A 24,842-nucleotide genomic window follows, 5' to 3' on the forward strand; every position below is an offset into this window, starting at 1 on the left:
ACGTTTTTCGTTATCAATGACTTTTCCAGATTATTTGGCACAGTTGTTTTCAATGTGAGAGCTGTTATTTTTAAAAACACGCTTCCTATTTTGAGATTGAGAGAGAGAGAGTCATGCGTTTGTCGTGATCAAGCGCTGTGTTACTTTGCCATTTGGAAAATACTCAGGATATTTCTCAGCAACATAATTCAAGACTTCTTGTTTCGTCTCAAATGCGACAATATCCAAAGCAACTTCCTCTTTATCGGAAATATCGTATCGCCTACGAACTTGATAAATTTTATAGATCCAATCTTTCATTTTATTATTTCCTTCTCCCATTCTTTCTTGTATCCAGCAGTACTGTATTCATCTTTGGCTTTTACGTATTTCATTTTTTGAATGACAACTTTTTTAGTTTCAGGTTTGTTCAGAATTTTTTAGCTCAAGTGTTCCATTTCTTTTGTTGAGTACGCTGTATCTCCGCCAATAAACATGCCGTTTTTATCGTAATGTAAAATATCATAATAAGTCTTTGCCATTATTCAGCCTCTTTCCACACTATTATTAGTTAAACTTGGACTTTACTTAGTTCAAAATAAACAAGATAACCACCATAGCCAGATCCTGATGTGTATTCACCTTCAATATCAATTTGTGCGTACTCACCGATAATACTTACACATTCACCAGCATCATCAACATTAGTAACAATCATAGGTTGATTAACAGCTAAATTACGTAATAAAACTTCCTCATTTTCAATACCAGCACAACAATCACCCCATTTATCAAGTTCAAATTTTGCGCCATTAACATCAAATCTAAAATTACCGAGATATTTAACAGTATCCCCAATATTGATAATTTTTGAAATTCGATCATTCATATTACACCTCATTCTTTTTTATTTGTGGTTTATGTCCTTATTTTCTCAAGTATTTAAACAAGTTGAAAAAAAGGCACAAAAAAATCAAAAATATATTTTGTTTTTTCCTAAGCTGTTGAAAGTATTTCAAAATACTACAACTTTGTATAAAACAATGTCAGTCGCAGGAATCGAACCCACTCCTAGGATTTTTTTGGAAAATCCTCAACTCCCCTAGAGGAGCGCTCAGAACCACTGAAATGTTGACTGACTTAATAACAATGCTTTTACCACAACATTGCCAGAACCGAAAAGTGTAAAAATAATTTTTCTTTTTTATTTTTGGTGAATGCAACTTACAAGAATCGAACTTGCGCTTTACAAAAGAAGAAGGAGGTTAAACAAACTTTTGTACGCTCTACCACTGAGCTAAAGTTGCTTATATAATCGAATACTCCCTTTTATTGGTAGTTATTCGATATATAAAATCATAATTCCCAAATAATGGAATCTTTGTAGCCTTCTTTTACTAACATAAACACGACTATATCAATCTTATCAACGGGGTGTGAGTAACCATATTTGCGTGAATAACCAGCTACCAACTTATCATATTTCTTTTTTGAATAATGAATTGTGACATTATCTCGTTTTTTGAACTTAATAATTTCATGCTTTTGTCCACTAAAAATCTCACGTAGTATCCCTATATCAATTAGCCATTTATCAGCAATTTCATTAGTTATTTCTTTAGGACATAGTTCTGGCAAATTTGACCTGACCAAGGCTTCAGCACATGACGGAACAACCATATTGCCGATACGTGCTACTTGCTTAGCTTTACTAATTTTCTTGCCCTCTTTATCTCGATCTAAGATGTAACTGTCTGGTACACCTTGAGCTTTGGCAAGCTCATGTGGCTGTAACATCCGCAGTATAATATCAGTTATCCGATAATTTTGATTATGTACTCTCACTAAGCCGAATCTATCCTTAGTCGGTATTGTATGCAGAGGATTTTTAACGTCTTGACCAATATCAGAACCATAATATTTTGTTAGAAATGCCTGATCAAAATTTCCCTCAAAAAACAGCTGAATTTCAGGTTCTCTATCAATGTCTTCATTTGTCATAGACACATTGACAAGAGAATGATGGTCTATCGATGTAATGGTGTCCGTTGGCTCTCTCAGGTCAATACCAGCACCTTTGTAGTTACCACCAAAGTACTTTGATAGAAATGACGATACTAACATCTGATGGCCACCCGTTGTAATCGTCGTCATCGGTGCTGTCATCTCACTACCTGGATGACCTGTGTTGTTGACCGCCAAGAATGGTGTTACCAAACAATGCTCAGCCTTAGTAGTGATTGTTGTAAGAGGCTGATTGATCGGATAAACTAATCTATCCTTACCATAACCTGTCTGACCAATCCTTAATATAAATGGCTCATGACTTTCAAATACAAACTTTTTCAACCCTCTGGCAATTCTCTGCATTGTGTTTGGGCTTAAAGGCTTTTTCCAACCAAAAATTGATTTACCTGGTAGCGACCAATCAATACATTCAATTGCTGAATGATAAGACAGTAATTCACCTCTTCTAACTGCTTCACTATCCCGTGGAGCATGAGTGGGTTCAGGCCAAACGATTGGTCTACCATCACGACGTGCGATTAAAAATAATCGCTTACGTGTCGTGGGCGCACCGTAATCACAAGCTCGCAACTCCTTGAAAGCTACTTCGTACCCTTGTTTTTGTCAAGGCATTAGTAAAGGATTCAAAGGTCTGCCCTTTTTTGTCAGGATCAGGTATCATTCCTTTTTCTGTCTTAATAAGCGGTCCCCATGTTTTGAACTCCCATAATGCTTTGCTCGTTCAATAATCCAATCTAATTTCCCTTGATAATCATGAATATTTGGACTTTCCTCTTGATCGTTTTTTACTGCCAGTTTTAAATTTTCTAATCCCCTATTAGTACTCATTACTTTGCCTTCCATTTTTCATAAACCTTAAGCGCAATATCAATATCCTTATTTTGGAGTTCATTAAATTCCTGAGTCTGCTGCTCCTCTTCAGCTTCAATTCTCTCTTGCTCAATCTCAAACTTTTCAAGAATTTTTTCATAGATTTTTATCACTGCCTGCCGTGAATTTTCTTTAATTTCAGCATTAAATTCTTTTCTGTCGGTGCTTTTAATAATCTCAATATGTCTTGTATGCTCATTAAAAAAATAAGTATCAATTTCCTGATTAGCATATTTTTCAAATTTTTTATAACTACCATATCTTGCAACTCTTGTATGATGAAATGTAATAAATTGCTCAAGTTCAGATTTCACTTTAGGAACTAGAACTTTCTTTTTCCTTTTGGGAAGTGTAATTTGGGGGAATTTGATATCAATATGAATATCGTTTTTTTCTCCAAATTGAAACGCTCTATAAACTATCCAAATGATTAACGAAACTATCAATATACTGGAAAGTATATGAATTAAATTTGAGAGCGATTCTAGTGAAGCAGTCTCAAAAGGGTCAATAGCTGTATTATCCATATCCTATAATCCTTTCACTGTTTTCTGTGCCTTTTCTTGTGAGTTCCATCTCACTTCAGCCAAGGCTCTAATCCATAATTTAGTAAATCCATCAGTACCATATTTCAAGATAGCATCCATAAAAGGCGCTAATTTTTGATAGAAAGTTTATCACCTTCAAGTTCAATGTCTCCAGCAAGTATTGAAAATCTCAAATGCCTGATTAATTCTTCTCTTTTCATGTCTTATCTCCTATCTGTTCTCTAGTTTTGAATCTCAAACTCTCTTGATATCCTGAAGAAAACGCCTCGCTATCCTTGACCTTATGTGAGTTATCCTTACCTTTGACCAAACCTAATTTTTCTATCTCATCTTTAACTACATTTGGTAATTCGAAAGTTTTTAGCAATAATCCCAGCTAGGCGATAAAGCCATTTGGGCGGACGTCCTGAGTAGATAATCCTATTCATAACAACACCCTCAGCATTCATTTGCTTATAATCAAAAACATCATCTTCAGATATGCCATAACTCAACATTAATTCCTGAGCCTTAGCCAACGCTGTTCTTGACTCTTCATCGTCAGCATCATTAGCCAAAACCAGTAAGTACTTAATTTTTCTTAGCCTTTTTTCTGACATTCCAAACAATACCTCCTCAATAAATTTCATCTTCTTCATGAGTGCAACAGATCCAACCATAAAAATCTGGCACATTAACAAATACTGTTTTACAATCGACTTCTTTTTTACACCATTCACAATATTCCACATCACATTTTTTGATTTTATTCATGGTAATACTCCTAAAATTTTTTAAACAAGAAAAAAGAGAACAGATTTCTCTATTCTCTTTAAACCCTTTATTTTATTGAATTTTTAGCTCTTCACTAGAAACAGGACACTATGAAACCTTCAGTTTTTCTGAAATTCAATATAAAAAGTCAAAACGTTTTGACAGTTTTTAAAAATAAGTCAAAATACTTTTACATTAAAAAACACACCAACCTAAGTCAGCGCATTTTTAATTTTTTTATTATCAAACGTTTTAAATCGCTTGTGTCACAAATGAACGACTTTCTAAAACTTTCAACATGGCAGCAATCGTATCAAGTGATGTAAACAATGGTACACCATGCTCAATTGATTCGCGCCGAATCGTCATACCGTCTGTATTATGATCGTTTCTGTCTTTACCCATGGTGTTAACAACCGCCTGAATACGTCCTGCACGAATACTATCTACAATATTGGCTTGACTATCTGTACTCTCACCAATTTTAGCAATCACTTCAGCATAGACACCATGTCCCGCAAAGAACTTAGCAGTGCCAGAAGTCGCATATATGCCGTAGCCAATGTCGTGGAAACGTTTCGCTAGCGCCAGCGCCTCTTCTTTGGCATCATCGGCTACCGTAAAGAGGATATTACCGAAGGTTGGCAAGTGAAGGTATGAGGCTTCGAAGGCCTTATAGAGGGCTTTTTCGAGGGTCGTATCTGAACCCATGACTTCACCAGTTGATTTCATCTCAGGTGAGAGGTAGGCATCCACTTTTTGAAGTTTCGTAAAACTAAAGACTGGTGCTTTAACATGAACTTTCTCATCTTCAGGGAAAAGACCGTCTTCATAGCCCAACTCTGTCAAGGTTTTTCCTAAAATAAGCTGCGTTGCGACTTGTGCCATCGGAATTCCTGTTACTTTAGATAAGAATGGCACTGTACGAGAGGCACGCGGATTAACTTCAATGACATATACCGTATTGTCAAAAATGACAAACTGAACATTCATCATACCGATACAATTCAGACCAATCGCCAAACGTTTGGTATAGTCTGCAATCGTTGCTTGGATTTCAGCTGACAGATTTTGTGGCGGATAAACAGCCATTGAATCACCCGAGTGAACTCCCGCACGCTCGATATGTTCCATAATGCCCGGAATGAGGACATTTTCGCCATCACAAATCGCATCGATTTCACACTCACGACCAAGCAAGTAAGAATCGACCAAAACGGGATGATCTGGACTCGCTTTAACCGCCGTTTGCATATAGTTGCGCAAGTCAGCTTCATTATCTACGATTTCCATGGCACGACCGCCCAAGACATAAGACGGACGGACAAGGACAGGATAACCGATGGCATTGGCATTGGCTACCGCTTCTTCTTCATTGGTCGCTGTCGCACCGATTGGTTGCGGAATCTCAAGCTCTTGTAAAGCAGCCTCAAAGAGTTTACGGTCCTCTGCTCGGTCAAGCGCCTCAACCTGCGTCCCTAAAATCTTCACGCCAGCTTTTGACAAAGGCTCAGCCAAGTTAATAGCCGTTTGTCCACCAAACTGAACAATCACACCTTTAGGCTGCTCAAGGTCGATCACATTCATCACATCTTCGAATGTCAGTGGCTCAAAGTAAAGTTTGTCAGAAACTGAAAAGTCAGTTGACACAGTCTCTGGATTTGAGTTCATGATAATCGCTTCATAGCCAGCAGCTTGAATGGCTTTGACTGAATGCACCGTGGCATAATCGAACTCGACCCCTTGACCAATCCGAATTGGACCTGAACCAAGGACAAGAACAGACTCTTTTTCTGAGCGGATTGACTCATTTTCAAACTCATATGAGCTATAAAAATAAGGTGTTGTTGACTCAAACTCAGCCGCACAAGTATCCACCATTTTGAAAACAGGGACAATATCGTTATCTAGACGACGTTTACGGATTTCATCCGCATCTGTCCGCCATAAATCAGCAATTTTACGGTCTGAAAAGCCATGACGTTTCGCGTCTTTCAAGACTTCTGGACTGAAAACATTAACAGCCAAAGCTTGCTCAATTTCAACGATGTGCAACAATTTATCCAAGAAAAAGAGGTCGATTTTTGTGAGACTGTGCAATTCTTCAATCGTATAGCCACGACGAATCGCTTCTGACAAGTAGAACAATCGGTCATCCTGAGCCTTCACGATTTTTTCAACCAAGGCATCATCTGTCACATCTGCTAATTCTGGCATTTCGTTGTGATAAGCACCGACTTCAAGTGAGCGAACCGCTTTAAGAAAAGATTCCTCGATATTACGACCAATCGCCATGACTTCGCCAGTCGCTTTCATCTGGGTGCCAAGCCGACGCTCACCAGATTCAAATTTATCAAATGGAAAACGTGGAATTTTAGAGACCACATAATCAAGCGCCGGTTCAAACATCGCATATGTCGTACCAGTCACCGGATTAATCATCTCATCCAAGGTCAAGCCAACTGCGATTTTTGCCGCTAATTTGGCAATCGGATAACCTGTTGCCTTAGAGGCAAGTGCTGATGAACGTGAGACACGCGGATTCACTTCAATCACATAATAATTAAAGCTATCTGGGTCAAGCGCTAACTGAACATTACAGCCACCCTCGATTTTAAGGGAACGAATGATTTTCAAAGACGCATCGCGTAACATTTGGTATTCAATATCACTCAAGGTTTGACTCGGGGCGAAGACGATTGAATCCCCAGTATGAATCCCAACCGGGTCAAAGTTTTCCATATTACAAACGACAATGGCATTGTCAGCTGCATCACGCATCACTTCGTACTCAATTTCTTTGAAGCCAGCGATTGATTTTTCAATTAAACACTGTGTCACTGGAGAAAGTTTCAAGCCATTCTCAGCTGTCTCGCGTAACTCTTCTTCATTATCACACATCCCCCCACCAGTACCGCCAAGGGTAAAAGCAGGTCGAACAATAATTGGGTAACCAATGGTATTGGCGAAAGTCACGGCTTCCTCAACCGTATTAACAATTTCAGATTCTGGAATTGGTTGGTCCAACTCTTCCATGAGCTGTTTAAATAAATCACGGTCTTCTGCTTGGTCAATAGCCGAGAGTTTTGTTCCGAGCAATTCAATATTTAACTCTTCTAAAATACCTGTTTTAGATAATTCCATGGCCATATTCAAGCCAGTTTGTCCACCAAGTGTTGGTAGCAAAGCATCTGGGCGTTCTTTACGAAGAATTCGCGTAACAAACTCAACCGTGATAGGCTCTATATAAACCTTATCCGCAATTTCTTTATCTGTCATGATTGTCGCAGGATTTGAATTGACTAAGACAACACTGTAGCCTTCTTCTTTTAGTGCTAAACAGGCTTGTGTGCCAGCGTAGTCAAACTCAGCTGCTTGACCAATAATGATTGGTCCAGAGCCGATGACCATGATTTTTTTGATATCGTTACGTTTTGGCATTAGAAGTCACCTTTCTCAAGCTTAGTTGCATCAATCATTTCCATAAATTCATCAAAGAGATAATCTGCATCGTGTGGACCTGGTGCAGCATCAGGATGAAATTGAACTGAAAAAGCTGGCAAGTATTTATGGCGAACGCCTTCGACTGATTTATCATTAATCTCGATATGTGTCACCATCAAATCAGTCTTGTCAATTGAGTCAGCATCTACAGCATAGCCATGGTTTTGTGAGGTAAAATCAACACGACCTGTCGCAATTTCACGAACAGCATGGTTAAAACCACGGTGTCCGAATTTCATTTTGCTGGTCGTTGCACCATTTGCCATAGCGAAAAGTTGGTGACCCAGACAAATCCCGAAAATTGGAAACTTGTCTTGAATGCCACGAATCATCTCCAAAGCTTCTGGCACATCTGTCGGGTCACCAGGACCATTTGTCAGCATGACCCCATCAGGATTCATATCAATGATTTCTTCAGCGGTAATCGTATGTGGCACAATCGTCAAATTACACTCACGTTTTGATAACTCACGTAAAATAGAATGTTTGAGACCGAAGTCCACAACGACGATATTGCGACCAGTTCCCGGACTTGGATAAGCCGTACTCGTCGAAACTTGCTCGACTTGATTGGTTGGTAGCACCGTTGCACGGAGCTGGTCTTGAATGTGCTTAATCTCATCACCTGGATTCACAAGTGTTGCCTTCATCGTTCCGTGATGACGAATAATCCGTGTCAAAGCACGCGTATCAATACCAGAAATCCCAGGAATGTTTTTACGTTGTAAAAATTCATCCAAGGACATTTGATTACGCCAATTGCTCGCTAATCGCGCATTCTCACGCACAACAACACCTTTACAAGTAGGAACAATCGATTCATAATCATCTCGGTTAATCCCGTAATTACCAACCAAAGGATAAGTAAAAGTCAAAATTTGACCGTTGTACGACTGGTCAGTAATGGACTCCTGATAACCTGTCATTCCTGTAGAAAAAACAACCTCTCCCGTTACCTCTATATCCGCACCGAAGGCTGTCCCTTCAAAAATCGTGCCATCTTCTAAAATTAAAAGTCGTTTCATTCTTTCCTCTTTCTGCGATTTCACTTATATGAAATCTTGAAACTTGATCTACGCTGACGCTCCGCCCAAGCTGGGTCATTCGCGAACTTCGGACGCTCAAAGTCTTTCTGCGCTTTCACTTTGTAAAAACGGAGTCATACAACATTACCCTAAGCCTTACCGTTAAGTATAGCTTCTAAAATCGCCATTCGCATAAACATCCCGTTGGTCATTTGCGCCACAATTCGAGTTCTTGGTGCCTCAACCAAATCACTTGCGATTTCTACACCGCGATTGACCGGTGCGGGATGCATGATAATCGAAGACGCCTTCATCTGCGCATACCTTACGTGTGTCAAGCCATGTTGCTCATGATAGGCCTCTTTTGAAAATGATTCGCCAGATTCATGTCTCTCATGCTGCACCCGAAGGAGCATCAGCACATCGACACTGTCTATGAGGTCGTCCAAGGCGACATATTTCCCGTAAACATCAAACTCATCTGAATACCAACTCTCAGGACCAGTGAAATAAATATCAGCACCAAGACGTTTCAGCATTTGCATATTTGACTTGGCGACCCGACTGTGCGTAATATCTCCAGCAATCATAATTTTCAGATTTTCAAATGTGCCAAATTCTTCATAGATTGTCATTAAATCAAGCAAAGATTGGCTCGGATGCTGACCTGAGCCATCACCACCATTGACAATGGCAGCCTGAATGGTTCGACTATCGACCAACTCTTGATAATAATGTTCATCTGTATGTCGAATCACACAGACATCAACACCAATTGCACTCATGGTCAAGACAGTATCATACAAGGTCTCGCCTTTTTTAACTGAACTGGTTGAGGCATCAAATTCAATCACGTCTAGGCCTAATTTTTTTTCAGCCACTTCAAAAGATTTGTGAGTTCGTGTCGAATTTTCAAAGAAAAGATTGGCTACGAAAAATTGACGTTTAAACACGGGTTTAATCCGCTGATATTTGAAATCTTGTGCACGTTTGATTAAGCCCAAGACCTCATCATTACTAAGTAACGCCATACTTGTCAAATGTTTAATCGATACGATACCGTCGGGTGATATTGTCAAGTTTAGATTCCTTTCACAAAACTATTTGTCTGATTAAACTGTATAACAGCAAAGCTTTTCAGATAAACAGACAAAAAAATGGCTACCCTAAAGGTAGCCATAGCCTCGTCCGCGCTCAAAAAAAGACGGACGTTTTCGTGGACAACCTTCACAGCCTCACGGGACTGTTGTTAAAGGATTTTTATTCGTTTTTATTATTGTAGCAAATTTTCAGTCACTTTTCAATAGTTTTAGGCAAAATTAAGTGCATGAGAATACCAAGAATCGTTGAGAAGGCTACGCCTGAAATAGAGATACCCGCAACAGTCAAGGTCAAATCACCAATACCTGAAACTAAGATGACACTGGCAATCAAGAGATTGCGTTTATCATCAAAATCTACTTTACTATCTACTAAAATTTTCAAGCCGCTTGATGCAATCACGCCAAAGAGTGCGATTGAGACACCTCCAATAACCGGAGTTGGAATAGAATGAATAAGCGCTGAGATTTTTCCAATAAAGCTAAGGACAACTGCAAAGCAGGCAGCGCCAGCAATGACATAGACTGAATGAATTTTTGTAATCGCCATAACGCCTATATTTTCACCATAAGATGTCACTGGCGGTGCGCCAAAGAATCCGGCAATGATTTGTGCAACACCATCACCTGTTAAAGTGCGTTCTAATCCTGGGTCTTTAAAGTAATCGTTGCCAGTTAAAGAGTTCAGAACCATGACATGACCGAAATGTTCGGTCATGGTGACAAAGGCGATTGGTGCCATTGTCAGAATCGCTGACGGATAAAGTTTGAAGTGATAATCAACAAACATGATGTCAAAATCGGGTACGTGTAGCCAAGCACTCTTAGCAATTTCGTCAAATGAAATGATTGTTGTATCGGTGAAATGTTGAACAATAAGGGTAAAAATGTAGCCGACAACGATACCGAGTAAAATCGGAATCAGGCTTGTCAATCCTTTGCCAAACATGTTAAAGGCAAGGACAGAGAACAAGGTTACGAGTGAAATCATCAGGAAGGTCAGGTTATATTCGCCATTTTTATTCATGGCGTCGTTCACGGCTGTCCCAGCGAGACTCAGACCGATAACCATGACGATTGGACCAACGACAATCGGTGGCAAGACTTTATCAATCCAACCTTTACCAGCGAACTTGACAATCAGGGCGACTAGCAGATAAACAAAGCCACCAACTACTGCACCTTGCGCAACTGCTGCAATACCGTCAGATTTCATCAGGCTTTGCATGGCAAGAATATAGGCGAAACTTGACCCCATGTAAGCTGGGATTTTATATTTGGTCACACTTAAATGCGCAAGTGTCCCGAGGCCGCTTGAAAATAGGGCAATGGCTGGGTCAATACCGACTAAAATTGGTACTAATACCGTTGCGCCAAACATGGCAAAAAGATGTTGGAAAGATAGACCTATCCACATACCAACTGGTGGTTTATCGTGTACATCATAAATCACGTCATTTTTATTGGCAGTCATTTAGTCCTCTTTCTTAATCAAAATGCTGTCGGCATCATCAATTTCAGAAACATGAACAATAATTTCTTCATCACGCGCAGTTGGAATGTTTTTTCCGACATAATCTGCACGAATTGGTAACTCACGGTGACCACGGTCAACAAGGACGGCTAAGCTAACTTTTGACGGGCGACCAAGGTCAACAAGTCCATCAATCGCAGCACGGATTGTACGACCGGTATATAAGACATCATCGACCAGGATAATTTCACGGTCAGTAATCGAAACCGGAATTTCAGTCGTATTTTCTTCAGTTTTTTTATCGTCTCGGAATGGTTTTGTATCTAGTTCACCAAGCGGAATATCAATATTTTCTAACTGTTTCAAGCGCTCTTGAATACGTTTTGCGATATAGACACCACGCGTTTTAATGCCAACGATGACTAATTTATCTAGCTCTTTATTCCGCTCAATAATTTCATAAGTGATTCGTGTAATCGCACGTTTCATTGTCACTTCATCAATGATTTCTTTTGTTTTTGACATCTTCTCTCCTATTACAAGTTTCAACAAAAAATCCCTGCCAGTTTGGGCAGGGAAATGATAAAAAACAGTCATCTTGCCTTGCCGCCTCTCTGGACGATTTAAAGGTTTATTGGATAGACCACCACAGCCGAAAGGGGATAGTCATTACTTCTGTTGTTGATTGAATCCATTATATCAAAATTTTTGAGGTTTGGCTATGGGGACGCAAATAAAGATTTATAACATAGTTTATAGACTTAACTTTGAATTTTTTTGTCCTTTAAAATAAGTAATTTTGAATTTTACGGTACTCATTTGTCGCAATTTGACACTCTTTTTTTTGAAATTCAGCGCTTGCTATTTCTTCTGAAAGTTCCTGATTGGTCTGATTAGGAGCAGTTCTTTTATTAATAATAGACGAAACAGACATTTTATCTAAAAAAACTTGGTACATATCTTGCTCAAGACGTAGAGTATCAAGTAGCTCACCCCTGCGTGCTTCCCCCAGTCGCTCAATCCTCGATAGTAAAATATCTTTTAAAACAAAAGGAGTGATATTATGTCGCAAACATTCTTTAAACATCATCAGACGCCCTGCACGACCGTTTCCGTCCGCAAAAGGGTGAATTTTCTCAAAAGCAACATGAAAAGCCGCAATATCTTCAAAAGACTTTAATGGAATTGCCTCATAACGTTTGATAAGCGCTTGTATTTCAACAGCTACTTGCTCTGGTTCAGTCGTTTCAACTTCGCTAAAACCAATCCCTATAACATTTGGTGCAATTTTATAATCCCCAATAGGTTTAAGCGGGTATTTTTCGTCCGATGTTCCTTTTTTTAAAATAAACTGCACTGTTTTAAAATAGTCTTCACTTAACGGTACATTGACTGTATCAAGCATAAAATCAAAACATTTAAAGTGATTTTCAGCTTCTTTTATATCATCTAACTTTGTAGATGTACCATCTTCAAGTGGTGGCACTGTCCCATTTTCAAAAATCATTGCAGTTTGTTTTTCAGACAGTCTTGAACCTTCTATTTTGTTTGAATTATAAGCCATTTCAACCTGTGTGATATGATAAATGCCACCCTTAAGATGACTATCTTTTTCCAATCGTAAACGCTCAATTAAATCCATATCTTTTAAATTCATATCGCTCCTTTCTGCGATTTTACTTCCCCAAATATTAAAACTTAATCTACACTGAGCCTAGTCCAAGTGGGGGCATTTGCGGACTTATATCCGCTCAAAGACTTACTAATCAAATATTAAAATTAGTCTTTTCTATATTCTAGCATATTTTGAGCTGAACAGCCGCATACTGCTGATAATGAGTTGAGTGTAACTAACACCATCTATTTGATGCTTATAAGCGCATGTCAAACATTCAATTACCTTCAAAAAAATCTCCAATTGCTCAGAGATTTCATCTATTATTTTTAAACTTTTTTCTTATTTTTAGTATAACGTTTTTGGCGAAAATCATTTTGACGAACTTCCATGACGACTGGTAAAACAACTGGACGTCGTTTTGTTTGGTCGTATAAAAATTTACCAAGCGTATCACGGATTTCAGACTTGATTTCAGCCCAATCAAAGTTATCGCCTGCCAAGTAAGTCTTGACTTTTTCGTCTACTTTGATTGCTGCTTCTTTCATCAAGTTACGCGAATTTTTCACGTAGACAAAACCACGTGTGTGGACTTTTGTCTTGCTGATGATTTTTTTATCATGCTTAGAAATGGTAATTACCGCGATGAAGATACCATCTTCACTCAAGATTTTACGGTCTCGTAAGACAATATTACCGATATCGCCAACACCTGAACCGTCAATCATCACGTTCTCAGCAGCAATGATACCATTAGGTTCAAAATTACCATTATCATCAAAAGTGACGACTTCCCCACGTTTTGCTAGGAAGATATTTTCAGGTAACATCCCCACTTCCATGGCCCGCTCTGCGTGCGCCTGTAATTCGCGGTATTCACCTTGAACTGGCATCAAGTTTTTAGGACGTAGGATGTCTAGTAAGAACTGCAAATCCCGAGAATTAGCGTGGCCTGAAACGGTCAAATCGCTAGATAGCATTTTCATGATACCGCCTGCGCGATAAACGATATTTTCTGTTTTTGCGACCATTGTTTCGTAAGAAATCGTTGGACTTGTCACTGTATAGACTAGGTCGCCATCTTTGATTTTAACGGCACGGTGACGACCTGTCGCCATATCTCCTAGCGTTTTAAGCGGCTCGCCCATGCGACCTGTTTCCAAAATCAAGATTTCGCGATCTGCATAGTTGTTAATGTCTTTAGGAGTGACAATCATTTGCTCATCATCAATGCGCAATTTGCCCAAATCACTGGCTGTCTTTACAATCCTGTCCATATCATGGCCAGTGAAAGCGATGTGACGCCCAACTTTAATGGCACTGTCGATAACTTGTTGAATCCGTGCCAAATTACCCGCAACAGATGCGATGATGACACGGCCTTCCCAGTCAGCAATGGTATCAAAAATTTTATCAGCGATTTCTGACTCACTGGCTGGTTGAAGATTAGTCAAAGCATTAGCAGATTCACTAAGCAAAGCTAAAACGCCTTGAGAACCAATTTCAGCCAAGCGGCTGATATTTGTTTTATAGCCTTCGCCAACGGCTGGGTCAAATTTGAAGTCTCCAGTGTAGACAATATTACCATCTTGTGTGCCGACAACAATCCCCAAACTTTCTGGAATGGTATGCGTCGTCGCAAAAAATGAAATCACGGCTGTGCCGAAGTCAATTTCAGTCGACTCATCGACCACATGGAAGTCATCAAATTTCTTGCTGCCATCAAAGTTTTTGACACCGATTTTAGCCAGTTCAATCGTTAATTGACTACCGAAAACAGGAACCGGAACTTCAGACACAAGATACGGCAAAGCGCCGATAGAGTCTGGATGTCCATGTGTCACAAAAACACCTGCTACACGGTCTGCATTTTCCACCAAATAACTCAAATCAGGAATGACAAAATCCACCCCTAACATCTCAGTTTCAGGGTATTTCAAGCCCGCATCTAGCACAAAAATGACATCGTCAACTTCAACGACATACATATTTTTGCCAAACTCACGCACGCCACCTAGCGCGGCTATTTTTATCTTACTCATAAATAATTTTTTCTCCAATAGTTGATATTTTTGCAAATCAAAAGTCGAAACCGTGCAGCTCCGACTTATCTTGTACAGTTACACTTACTACAAGTGTAACATTTATTTGGATTTATATCAAACCTTACTTACCGCCTAAATTATCTGGGACCATTTTCCATCACCTGAATAATGGACTTGGCTTCATCAAGCGTTGCTGCCACAAGTGGCAATCTTAAAGGGCCAACTTCAAATCCCTGATGATTGAGTACTGCTTTGACTGGTGCAGGGCTTGGCAGTGAAAACAAAGCATCGATTTTAGGTAAGAGTTGACGTTGAATGCCTGCTGCGACTATAAGTTTACCGTTGTTGAGTTGTTCAAACATCTCATAAAAGTCATCGCCATTGGTATGCGCCGCAACTGAAATGACGCCATGTGCGCCCAGCGCTTTGGCATGGAAAGCGAGCCCATCTTCACCTGTATAGATTAGGAAATCGTCAGGTGCCTGTTCGATCAGATAGGTCAGGTTTTCAACACCCGTACACTCTTTGATAGCAATAATATTGGGATGTTGCGCCAATCTCAGGCTGGTTTCAGGTGTCAGCTGAGCAACGGTACGCCCCGGTACATTGTAAAGCACAATCGGCAAGTCCGAAGCGTCAGCAATCGCTGTAAAATGCTGGAAAAGCCCCTCTTGACTTGGTTTATTATAGTAAGGCACAACCGCAAGACCTGCTACAAAACCACCAAAGGCTGCGACCTCTCGTGCGAAAATCACTGAATCACGCGTGTCATTAGTGCCGATACCTGCGATTAGTGGGACACGCCCTGCCACAATTTCTTGCACCACTCTGAAAAGCTCCAGCTCTTCATCATGTGTTAAGGTGGGTGATTCACCCGTTGTCCCAGCCAAAACCAAGCCTTGCGTGTGATGCGCAAGCAAATGTTCAATCAATTTTGGTAAGACCTCAAAGTTAATATCACCGTTCGCTTTAAATGGCGTGACTAAGGCAGTGATAATTTGGGCATTTTTTAATTGTTCTAATGACATAAGCGCTCTTTTCTTTTCATAAGCAAGCACCTCATTGTTGTTTTTGAGGTGACATGAGACCATCAGCAAAGTTTTTTAGGATATAAAAACAGCCTTCAATAAAAATTAAAGGCTGTCAAGTTAGTCAAATTGTCATTTGATTAGCTCACCTCTTGTCTGGATAGACAAAAGACAGTTCGCAGGATTTAACCCAACGCCCCAAGACAAACTACTGTGGTAAAGTTTATCTTTCGGCATCTACGCCGCCTGATAATGTCATCGTGTCCACCACTCGATTATCATTCTTCGTATCTGCAACCTCTAATATAGTTTATATTGTAACATATTGTTTGAATTTTTGTAAAGTATTTTTTAGAGATACCTTAACTAATATATCTTTCTTGTCGCTTTTTCTCTCGTGATATAGACAGTAAGATAGGAACACTAAAGGCTAACATCACAATAATATAGACGATGATTAAAACGACAACCATGCGCATCTCTGACTCACTAAAATAATCTATTAAGCCCTTGCCTAAAGCCGTACGGGCTAATGTCGCCAAAATTCCCATGATAAAAAATACAGGAAGTAAACTTTTGAACCAATCACTTTTAGTCATCACTGCCCAAACAAATAATACAGCTGTTAAAAATATAATCAAGAACATATCATAGGTGAGGGAATTGTCACAACAAGAAAATTTGGCATAAAAAGAAGCGAAAGTAAGAAGATGCCAGAAATAAATAGAATGACTAAGCTATAATTGGCAAAGATAGGCACAAAATCTCGCAGTTTAAACTTGTCTTGACGTTTAAAAGCAGTTTTTTTCATGTGTCTAAAGCTTACCCAAACCACAACGGATATGACGATCATTTCCAGAATGAGTTGGAAAAAATTAATCGTCAATACTGGATTAAGCACACCAAAAAAGATAGTAGCTAAAAGCCCACATCCTACTATTGGCACAAGTGTTTTCAGTATATTTTTGAGGGATACTTGACTGGTATTATTTAGTAATTCTTGACACATTTCTTGTGGATTCTTCCCAAAATAATCACTAGCACTTTCACCATTTTTTTGGACTTCCAACAAATCTCGTAATAAATCAAGTAAAATATTTTCAATTTCTAAGTCAGTTTTAAACAGAGAGGTACTGCGCATATAAAGTAGTATTTTGTCATAGTAGACTTTATTTTCTGCGTCGAGTTTTTCTCTTAATTGATTATTTTCTTCAATCAACATAGTTACACTATCAGTTTTCATAGGATTCTCCCTCTTCCGTCTCAATAATTTTTGCAACTTTGCCTACTAAAACTAACCATTGTGCATCAAACTGTGCTAAATATGCTTTGCCTTCAGATGTGATATAAAGATATTTCCGATCTGGACCATCGAGTGATTTTTCTGTTCTCCCCTCAATCAAATTCATTTTTTCTAGCTTTTGTAAGAGTGGATAAACTGTCCCACCGACAATTGTATCAAAGCCGTACTGCTTTAATTTTTGAACTAATTCGTAACCATATATCTTATAATTAGCAATGATATGCAAAACACAACCATCTAGGACACCTTTTAATAACTGCGTTTCTTTCATGTCAATCCTTTCTCAACAACTAGTATGTATTACCTATTACCCCACATACCTAGTTTAACATTTTTAACTAGTTTGTAAAGCATAGTAGTTGAAAATTACAAAAAAATACTACTCTCTAATGAATACCCGAATTGCTAGTTGCTTATTTATGCATAGCCAGATATCCCAAAGAATACTTTAAAGTGAATGGTTTAAGAGATTTAGCAGCTTTTATCAACAAAGAATACGCTAAAAGAATCATCTCTAGTTTAACTTGAAAACCATTAGGAGAGCGACTTTTACAGCGCTCAGCACCTAGATTCGTCAAAAAGGAGAACACGCGTTCAATTACTTTTCTTCTTTTAGAAAAATTTGGGAAAGTGATTGGCTCTTGTTTCATATTCTTTCGTACAGGTGTAATCAAGTCAATGCCTTTGAGTTTCAGTCGTTCATGAAGCGCTAATCCTAAATACCACAAATCTCCAAGTACGGTAGGTGTCGAAAATTTCATCAACACCTCTTCGGTCATTGTAGAATCGGCATAAGACGCAGGTGTTATCACATAGTCAATCACATAACCTGTTTCAGAGACTAAGGCATGGCATTTACAGCCATAGTAATAATGCTCTTTTGTAGCATTGTAGCCAATATCAGCGTATTCACCAAGCACATTACTTCTAAAATTTCGGACAGGTTGGCATAAAGGAATGGGAAAGCTATCAATAATGGAGACGCTAATCCCCTTGATTTCTTGAAAGACAAGATTTTGGCGAATGTGTTGAATGCTAGGTAATAAGGCGTTACAACGTCGCACAAAGCGAGAATATTCAAGGAAATTAGGGAGCAGGCTTTGAGCTAATTGATGTTTAGCTTTAAGTGTTTCACTAGAATGGAGAACGCCCCATAAATAACAAGCAATAATTAAGCAGTCAGGAGTGGCGAGATGAACATTTTTTCGGTTTTGAACTTCAAGAGAGACACTTTTTTGATAAAGTGTTTCAATGGTCGTCAATAAATAAACAAAAACTTTGGGAAGTGTGGTATGATTAATCATGTAAGGCGTGCGCTTTCTATATCTTATGTGGTGTAAGATATGTTTAGCACGCTTTATTTATTGGGGCAAATAATCAACTAGCAATTCGGGTAATGAATAGTATTTTCAATCCCTTATTTCAATTCAAATTTCAAGTTTTCTGTTGCGCGGACTAAACCACGTTCATGCAATGTTTCTGCGATTTGGACTGAGTTCCAAGCTGCACCTTTGAGCAAGTTGTCTGAAACAACCCACATATGAATGCCTTTTTCAGCATCCAAGTCTTTACGGATACGGCCGACAAAGGTTTCACGATGTCCCGCTGCATTAACTGCTTGCGGATAAATTTGTTGGCTTGGATCATCTTCCAAAACTGCACCTGGGAAGGCTGAAATCGCCGCTTTCACTTGGTCAATCGGTGCCACTTCTTTGGTTTCGATATAGACTGACTCTGAATGTGCCAAGATGACTGGAATCCGAACACATGTCGCTGAAACGGCAATGCTATCATCTGCCATGATTTTCTTGGTTTCATTGGTCATCTTCATTTCTTCATAAGTGTAGTCATTATCAGTGAAAACATCAATTTGTGGTAAGGCATTAAAAGCAATTGGATAGTGTTTTTTATCGCCACCAGCTGGTAAGATGTCTGCCTTAACGTCTTTAGGGTCAACCTGATCATTGACCACTTCTTTGATTTCGCGTTCTGTTTCAGCGATAGCTTTTGCCCCGGCACCAGACACGGCTTGGTAAGTTGACACGATGATGCGTGCCAAACCAAATTGTTGGTGAATAGGCTCGAGTGCTACCATCATTTGAATCGTAGAACAGTTTGGACAAGCGATAATACCATTGTGCGCGTCTAGCGCATGGGCATTGACTTCTGGTACAACAAGTGGTACGTCTGGATTCATACGGAAGTTTGAGGTATTGTCAACGACAACTGCACCTGCTTTAACGGCATAGGGCGCAAATTTGGCTGAGACACCACCACCTGCTGAAAAGAGGGCGATGTCAATCCCTTCAAATGAGTTTTCTGTTGTTTCTTCAACGGTGATGTCTTGACCTTTGAAAGTCAAGACTTTACCTGCTGAGCGAATGGTCGCAAACAAGCGCACTTGTTTGATTGGGAGCGTTGATGATTCAAGCATTTCAATCATGCGACTACCAACAGCACCAGTGGCGCCGACAACTGCAACAACGTATTCTTTTGACATGTGGGTATCCTCGTTTGAATTTTCTAAAAAATTTTAATAGCCCTATTCTATCATGTTTTTTGGAAAAATAAAAGCCCTTTTTTGATTAAAAATATGCTGACTACAATCATTAAAGCACTTTAAAGTGCTTTGTCTTACTCAATACTTTCAAAAGTTTAGCGCCTGATCTTGAAACTTCTAATTCCATATCATTTTCAAGCTTAATTTTTTTATTATTTCTTAAGTAAATATAGATTTTATCTACATTTACAATAGCACCTCGATGAACACGCACCAAATGTTTTGACTTTTTCACAATATCATTCAAGCTACCGTAAAAAGAAATAGCTTCACCTCTCATCTGTAACAAAATTTGATGGGATGAGGCTGCAATTTCAAAAAAATAGATATCTTGATAGCGTGCCTCTATTAACTTTCCTGTCCTAGTTTGATAGGTGAAAATATCGCTGGAAGTCTGTACTTTGGGTCCATCAAAAAAATCTACAATATTTTCAATTATTTTTTGGTCAAACGCTTCTTGTGGGAGTAGCTTACTGATAAAATCATGTGCATCTACTTTATATTCATAAGTTAAAGAAGCGTATTCCGTGTGAGTCGTTATAAAAGTAATCTGACCAAGTGGGTCTAATTTACGAATTTTCTCAGCTGCTTCGAGTCCTGCAGTTGCTTTGTTTTTTATCTTGATATCTAAGAAATAGATATTATTTCGTGTCTTACCTTCAAGTGCGCTAAAAAGTTCTGTGGGTTTAGAGCAGGCAATGATTTCATCAACAGAATATGATGCCTTTTTTATATACTCGTTAATAAACGTTTCTAGGCGAAACTGTTGCACTATTTCGTCTTCTAGGATAAATATATTCATCTTTTTTCCATTTCCAATTCTACTCTAAATTTATAATCTTTAGCCCGAATATGATAACCATTTCCAGAATACTTCGACATAATTTCCACTAGATTCGCGAGACCATAGCCATCATGCTTATTTTTAGTTGAATAGCCTTTTTGAACTAATTTGGGGATGACTAGAGTATCTTCAAGCATTTCATTTTCTACGATATAATACCTCACGTTATTTTTGTCAAAAATAGCTAATTTAATCACAGGATCATCTGATTCTAGTTCAACTACTGCTTCTATTGCATTATCAAGTAAAAGACCAATTAAACGTATAATATCAAGCTTAGTCACTTGTAAATCAGTTATTGGAGCAGGTATTTCTATTTCAAGTTTAATCCCTCTTGTTTCAGCTTTCAAAATTTTTTCCGAAACAACACTTTTCAATTCCGGAATCTTGAGATTAAAAAGTTTAATAAACTCACTTTGATTTTGTCTAAGCAGGATATTATTTGTTTCAAGTATTTCTGCATAGGCAGCCTTAGTCATCTCCCCACCATCTATTTCAATCGCTCCGCGCAGAGAAATAAGAATATTAGCAAAATCATGTCTAAAACCTCTAGTTGTTTGATAAGCCTCGTCAATTTTTTTTGTATAGGCCGTAAGTGATAAAAATAGGTTATCTTTATATTTGAGTAATCCTTGGATTTCCCACTCCTTATATTTACCATTAATTGCATAAAGTAAGAAGAAAAACAGAAAAACAAACACGGTCAATGACGAATGGTAGATCACTCTTGAACCTGTTTCTGTAAGACGAAAGACATTGTTTACTAAATACAAAGTAAGCATCGTGACACAAAAGAATGAAATCAGGTTATTTTGTTCTTTCTCAAAATTTCGTTGGTAATAGAACTGCTCTTGCTCTTGCTCTTGCTCTTGCTCTTGCTCTTGCTCTTGCTCTTGCTCTTGCTCTTGCTCTTGCTCTTGCTCTTGCTCTTGCTCTTGCTCTTGCTCTTGCTCTTGCTCTTGCTCTTGCTCTTGCTCAGCAATTATGAGATGTTCGGGTCTGATTGTCAAGTATTTTTGTAAAAAATATTGTGCTGGAATAACACATAAATAACCCAAATTTGCGTAGATTAAAAAATTATCTACCCTAAATACTTTACCAAATATCCAAACTGCCATAAACATTCTTACAAAATAAACAAATGAAACAGTATAGATTGCATAGAATAAATTTATTCTTCCACTACCTGACCGAAAAATTTGTAACAAAACAAAATAAACGAAAAGTTCCATGAACTCTGGTAAATAAGGTGGTAACTCAATATTTGAAAACACCAAAAATAGTATGCCATTGACACCAAGCACATACAGCATACTCAATTTACTTATCTTAAAATCACTTATTTTCATTAAAACAAACGGCTCAATCGTTACCATGAAAATCAAAAGTATAATAACTAAAAATACAGTCAACATTTTAACGATTATGCCGATTAAATAGCCAATCCAACCAAACCCATAATACAGAAACATTCATCATATCAATTCTCCATTCTGATTTTAATACTATATTTATTATAACTTATTTTTTCTATTTCGTAAAACTTTTTCAAATATTAATTTTACTTCTCTTTCATAAAATTCAACTGTTCTAGCAGCCACTCCATATAATTTTCTTTTTCATAAACAATACTAGCAACTGTTGGCATAGAGGCTTTGGCTAAAATTTCTTCCTCACCACTTGTCAACTTGGTCTTATCGAGCGCCACATCTACTTGATAAAGCACCTGTGTATTTTCTCCACTCCCTTGAGTAATCGTGCCATCACTAATACTCTTGATTTTCCCTGTCAATAAGCCATATTTTGTTTGATTAACACCTGCAAGTGACAATTTTGTTGTATTGCCAACTTTTATCTTACTTCTATCTTGCGCAGAAATGTAGATTTCGCCGACTAGCTTTGAATCTTTTCCTTTATCCATCTGAGCGATTGGTTGAAAGGCTTGCAAACCTAGACCAGTTTTTACAGGCGCAAGGTAGTGTACGACACCGTCTTTATTTGCTGTCAAAGTAAATAAGTTGGTATCGGTTTGTTTGAGTTTTTTCTGACTGTCTAGCTCTGAAATTTTTTCAGTCGTTTGTGTTCTAGCTGTACCCAATTCACTGATCAGCTGCTGTTTCGTACCATCACTTTGATTTTGAGATTGATTTTTCAGCTCTTTGATTTCTTGATTCTTAGCCTTGATTTCATCATTTTTAGTCTTAGTATCTGTCTCAGCTTTTTTCTCATACTCACGATTACTATCTTCTAATTCATTTTGTAACGTTTTGATTTGTTCATCAAGACTTTCAACTTCACTTGCTTCTGTTGCTTTTTTCCGTTTAGCTTGCAAATCAGCAAGAGATTCTTGTTTGCGTTGATAAGCAATCAAGTAATCCTCGTAAGCTTCATTTTGAAGCTTGCTTAATTCTCCTTGGAGCGCACCAAGTTCCTTTTCTTTTTCAGCAATCGTTTCAGCTTTTGTCGTATTCTGTTTGCTTTCATCTTTGACTTGACTCAGATAATACTCAACTTTTCCATAGTATTCCTGTTCCTTATCCTGAGAGGCCATATAATTCTTTTTCTCGTTCAAAGATTTCTCGTATTTATCAAAAATCACCTGTTTCTGTTTGAGTTCTGCGATTTGCTTGTCAATCTCGGACTCTTGCACGCCTTCCGTGCCAACTGACAAGGTCAGCAATTTCTCGCCCTTCTTTACAGCAGAACCCTCTGACTGATTGATTTCAATCACATGACCATTGACAAGCGGTGTAATATAAGCCTTATCATCCGCTTCAATCGTGCCTTGCGCTCGAACAATATAGTTTTTAGGGATAAGATTCAGCGACAATATGCCAACAATAATCAAGCCTATCAAGAAAAAGCCTAAAAATGTCATATAAGTCGGTGGCTTCTTGTCAAAAAATAAGCGACTATCTTTTAATTCTTCTTTTTTATAAAGTTTCATCCATTTTCTCCAAAGGTATAAAAACATCAGCGATGAATATTGTACCTGTATCTTCTATGAATACTGTGTATTGCTCCCCTTTCGCAATCAAATCATTCTCCCAAATATAGAGCGACATTTTGGCATCTACATAGTTAAATTCCTCTTGCAAACCATCAAAATGGGCATATAAACAATTTTCTGCGACAATATCTTTATGAAAAGCATAACCTTGATAGTCTAATTCTCGTACAGTTTGAATGTAGATGTCATAGTCAAGAGAAATTTCACCCGTTTCACTAATTTTCGTTCCGATTGTTTTAGTGATAAGTGGTCCTTTGGTTTGAATATTTGACACTTCGATAAAATTGATAAATTTTTGGATTTCTTCATTCAGATTTTCTAGTGAAATGCCTCGTAGTTCTTTTGCGAGAACATTGACAAGTCTTAATCTTTTGTGTTCCTGAATTTTTATTTTCTCCACTTGACTCACTTCTCCTTTTATTTTTTTTAATATTAACAACTTGACAACTACATACCTAACGGAGGTAAAAACAGTCTCAAAACAAGGATTATGATTTTAAAACAAAGTAACCCAATAACAGTCTTCTTGATATCAATATGACGTAATCGTTTAACTTTCCGCCTTAAAATTAAGGTTAAAAATCATAGACTGACTACCTGTTTCTAGGATGTCAGCCAGATTATTGTACAGCTGATATTGGCTAGCAAGCCTGATAGAAACATGGAATATGTTCAAAAAAATTACACCTATTATCAACCAAAATAGTTCATTCTTTAAAGAATGAGATGCTTTTGTCGTCATAAACTTTTCCTACTTTCTGATTTTGAAATGAGTTGACCGTTCTTATCAACCTTGCTTTTGATAAATTTTAAATAGTAAATAATCGTTGCTAGAATACATAAACATAAAATGATAGCATTGCCCATATCACCTACTGATAAAATCAGGCTCCAATCTTCTGGAATCCCTGATTTTATCACAACAACAACTATAAAAACAGCAAATTTCTTTAAAGCATTGAAGCGCTTAAATTTTCCTACAACGACACTTACCCACATTATCATGATATTTGCTTGCAAAATATCTGCGATATTATAGCCAAAATTTTTGAAACCATCAAAAATAAAATTTAAAATAGGTACTACCCAAAAACTACCTAGCATGAGAAGACAATATAATCTAACTAGTCCTTTCATAACTACCTTTCTTACTCAA

25 protein-coding genes, 1 tRNA gene and 1 riboswitch are annotated in these 24,842 nt (G+C 38.1%); all 26 genes read right to left on the minus strand.

Going from position 1 to position 24,842, the window contains the following annotated elements:
- Window positions 1-111: 111 nt before the first annotated feature.
- Window positions 112-300 carry a hypothetical protein gene (locus ACYQ21_RS07170; protein WP_460056955.1) on the minus strand — a complete coding sequence of 63 codons (189 nt, stop codon included), beginning with the start codon at window positions 298-300 and terminating at the stop codon, window positions 112-114.
- Between the two features lie 250 nt (window positions 301-550).
- Window positions 551-868, minus strand: coding sequence for a hypothetical protein (locus ACYQ21_RS07175; RefSeq protein WP_460056957.1), 318 nt, complete (start codon window positions 866-868; stop codon window positions 551-553).
- A gap of 329 nt (window positions 869-1,197) precedes the next feature.
- Window positions 1,198-1,286, minus strand: a tRNA-OTHER gene (locus ACYQ21_RS07180).
- Window positions 1,287-1,335: 49 nt separating this feature from the next.
- Window positions 1,336-2,577, minus strand: coding sequence for a hypothetical protein (locus ACYQ21_RS07185; RefSeq protein WP_460056959.1), 1,242 nt, complete (start codon window positions 2,575-2,577; stop codon window positions 1,336-1,338).
- Between the two features lie 87 nt (window positions 2,578-2,664).
- Window positions 2,665-2,850, minus strand: coding sequence for a hypothetical protein (locus tag ACYQ21_RS07190; RefSeq protein WP_460056961.1), 186 nt, complete (start codon window positions 2,848-2,850; stop codon window positions 2,665-2,667).
- Entirely contained in the window at window positions 2,835-3,404 is a 570-nt protein-coding gene (locus ACYQ21_RS07195; protein WP_460056963.1) for a hypothetical protein, read from the minus strand. The genes ACYQ21_RS07190 and ACYQ21_RS07195 overlap by 16 nt, the downstream gene beginning before the upstream one ends.
- A gap of 353 nt (window positions 3,405-3,757) precedes the next feature.
- On the minus strand, window positions 3,758-4,024 hold the full coding sequence (locus ACYQ21_RS07200) for a DUF2786 domain-containing protein (protein WP_460056966.1): 267 nt from the start codon (window positions 4,022-4,024) through the stop codon (window positions 3,758-3,760).
- 16 nt (window positions 4,025-4,040) lie between these two features.
- A complete protein-coding gene (locus tag ACYQ21_RS07205; protein WP_460056968.1) occupies window positions 4,041-4,178 on the minus strand; it encodes a hypothetical protein in 138 nt (45 codons plus the stop codon).
- A gap of 252 nt (window positions 4,179-4,430) precedes the next feature.
- Complete coding sequence (gene carB, locus ACYQ21_RS07210; RefSeq protein WP_460056971.1) at window positions 4,431-7,619, minus strand: carbamoyl-phosphate synthase large subunit; 3,189 nt, start codon at window positions 7,617-7,619, stop codon at window positions 4,431-4,433.
- Window positions 7,619-8,707, minus strand: coding sequence for a carbamoyl phosphate synthase small subunit (locus ACYQ21_RS07215; RefSeq protein WP_415859771.1), 1,089 nt, complete (start codon window positions 8,705-8,707; stop codon window positions 7,619-7,621). The genes carB and ACYQ21_RS07215 overlap by 1 nt, the downstream gene beginning before the upstream one ends.
- Before the next feature lie 149 nt (window positions 8,708-8,856).
- Window positions 8,857-9,780 carry an aspartate carbamoyltransferase catalytic subunit gene (locus tag ACYQ21_RS07220; protein WP_460057021.1) on the minus strand — a complete coding sequence of 308 codons (924 nt, stop codon included), beginning with the start codon at window positions 9,778-9,780 and terminating at the stop codon, window positions 8,857-8,859.
- 220 nt (window positions 9,781-10,000) lie between these two features.
- Entirely contained in the window at window positions 10,001-11,281 is a 1,281-nt protein-coding gene (locus tag ACYQ21_RS07225; protein ID WP_460056974.1) for a uracil-xanthine permease family protein, read from the minus strand.
- On the minus strand, window positions 11,282-11,806 hold the full coding sequence (gene pyrR / locus ACYQ21_RS07230; RefSeq protein ID WP_460056976.1) for a bifunctional pyr operon transcriptional regulator/uracil phosphoribosyltransferase PyrR: 525 nt from the start codon (window positions 11,804-11,806) through the stop codon (window positions 11,282-11,284).
- 259 nt (window positions 11,807-12,065) lie between these two features.
- The gene (locus tag ACYQ21_RS07235) at window positions 12,066-12,938 is read right to left on the minus strand and encodes a Fic family protein (RefSeq protein ID WP_460056978.1); all 873 of its coding nucleotides are present in this window, start codon (window positions 12,936-12,938) and stop codon (window positions 12,066-12,068) included.
- Between the two features lie 287 nt (window positions 12,939-13,225).
- Window positions 13,226-14,938 (minus strand): ribonuclease J, encoded by a 1,713-nt coding sequence (locus ACYQ21_RS07240; protein WP_460056981.1) that lies wholly within the window; start codon window positions 14,936-14,938, stop codon window positions 13,226-13,228.
- 140 nt (window positions 14,939-15,078) lie between these two features.
- Complete coding sequence (dapA, locus tag ACYQ21_RS07245) at window positions 15,079-15,969, minus strand: 4-hydroxy-tetrahydrodipicolinate synthase (protein ID WP_460056983.1); 891 nt, start codon at window positions 15,967-15,969, stop codon at window positions 15,079-15,081.
- 133 nt (window positions 15,970-16,102) lie between these two features.
- Window positions 16,103-16,280, minus strand: a riboswitch (Lysine riboswitch).
- Window positions 16,281-16,331: 51 nt separating this feature from the next.
- On the minus strand, window positions 16,332-16,568 hold the full coding sequence (locus ACYQ21_RS07250) for a hypothetical protein (RefSeq protein WP_460056985.1): 237 nt from the start codon (window positions 16,566-16,568) through the stop codon (window positions 16,332-16,334).
- 38 nt (window positions 16,569-16,606) lie between these two features.
- Window positions 16,607-17,212, minus strand: coding sequence for a hypothetical protein (locus ACYQ21_RS07255; RefSeq protein ID WP_460056987.1), 606 nt, complete (start codon window positions 17,210-17,212; stop codon window positions 16,607-16,609).
- Complete coding sequence (locus ACYQ21_RS07260) at window positions 17,202-17,543, minus strand: PadR family transcriptional regulator (RefSeq protein WP_460056990.1); 342 nt, start codon at window positions 17,541-17,543, stop codon at window positions 17,202-17,204. Before ACYQ21_RS07260 ends, ACYQ21_RS07255 begins: the two co-directional genes overlap by 11 nt.
- A gap of 142 nt (window positions 17,544-17,685) precedes the next feature.
- Window positions 17,686-18,576: an IS982 family transposase gene (locus tag ACYQ21_RS07265; RefSeq protein ID WP_460056992.1), complete on the minus strand. Its 891-nt coding sequence runs from the start codon at window positions 18,574-18,576 to the stop codon at window positions 17,686-17,688.
- A 113-nt stretch (window positions 18,577-18,689) separates the two neighbouring features.
- On the minus strand, window positions 18,690-19,772 hold the full coding sequence (locus ACYQ21_RS07270) for an aspartate-semialdehyde dehydrogenase (RefSeq protein WP_460056994.1): 1,083 nt from the start codon (window positions 19,770-19,772) through the stop codon (window positions 18,690-18,692).
- 109 nt (window positions 19,773-19,881) lie between these two features.
- On the minus strand, window positions 19,882-20,634 hold the full coding sequence (locus ACYQ21_RS07275; protein WP_460056998.1) for a LytR/AlgR family response regulator transcription factor: 753 nt from the start codon (window positions 20,632-20,634) through the stop codon (window positions 19,882-19,884).
- Window positions 20,631-22,091, minus strand: a complete 1,461-nt coding sequence (locus tag ACYQ21_RS07280) for a sensor histidine kinase (RefSeq protein WP_460057000.1) — start codon at window positions 22,089-22,091, stop codon at window positions 20,631-20,633. Before ACYQ21_RS07280 ends, ACYQ21_RS07275 begins: the two co-directional genes overlap by 4 nt.
- A 146-nt stretch (window positions 22,092-22,237) precedes the next feature.
- Window positions 22,238-23,623 carry an HlyD family efflux transporter periplasmic adaptor subunit gene (locus ACYQ21_RS07285; RefSeq protein WP_460057002.1) on the minus strand — a complete coding sequence of 462 codons (1,386 nt, stop codon included), beginning with the start codon at window positions 23,621-23,623 and terminating at the stop codon, window positions 22,238-22,240.
- Window positions 23,610-24,086, minus strand: a complete 477-nt coding sequence (locus tag ACYQ21_RS07290) for a hypothetical protein (protein WP_460057004.1) — start codon at window positions 24,084-24,086, stop codon at window positions 23,610-23,612. The genes ACYQ21_RS07285 and ACYQ21_RS07290 overlap by 14 nt, the downstream gene beginning before the upstream one ends.
- A 338-nt stretch (window positions 24,087-24,424) precedes the next feature.
- Window positions 24,425-24,823 carry a hypothetical protein gene (locus ACYQ21_RS07295; protein ID WP_460057006.1) on the minus strand — a complete coding sequence of 133 codons (399 nt, stop codon included), beginning with the start codon at window positions 24,821-24,823 and terminating at the stop codon, window positions 24,425-24,427.
- Window positions 24,824-24,842: the final 19 nt, after the last annotated feature.

Source organism: Pseudolactococcus yaeyamensis, assembly GCF_054658615.1.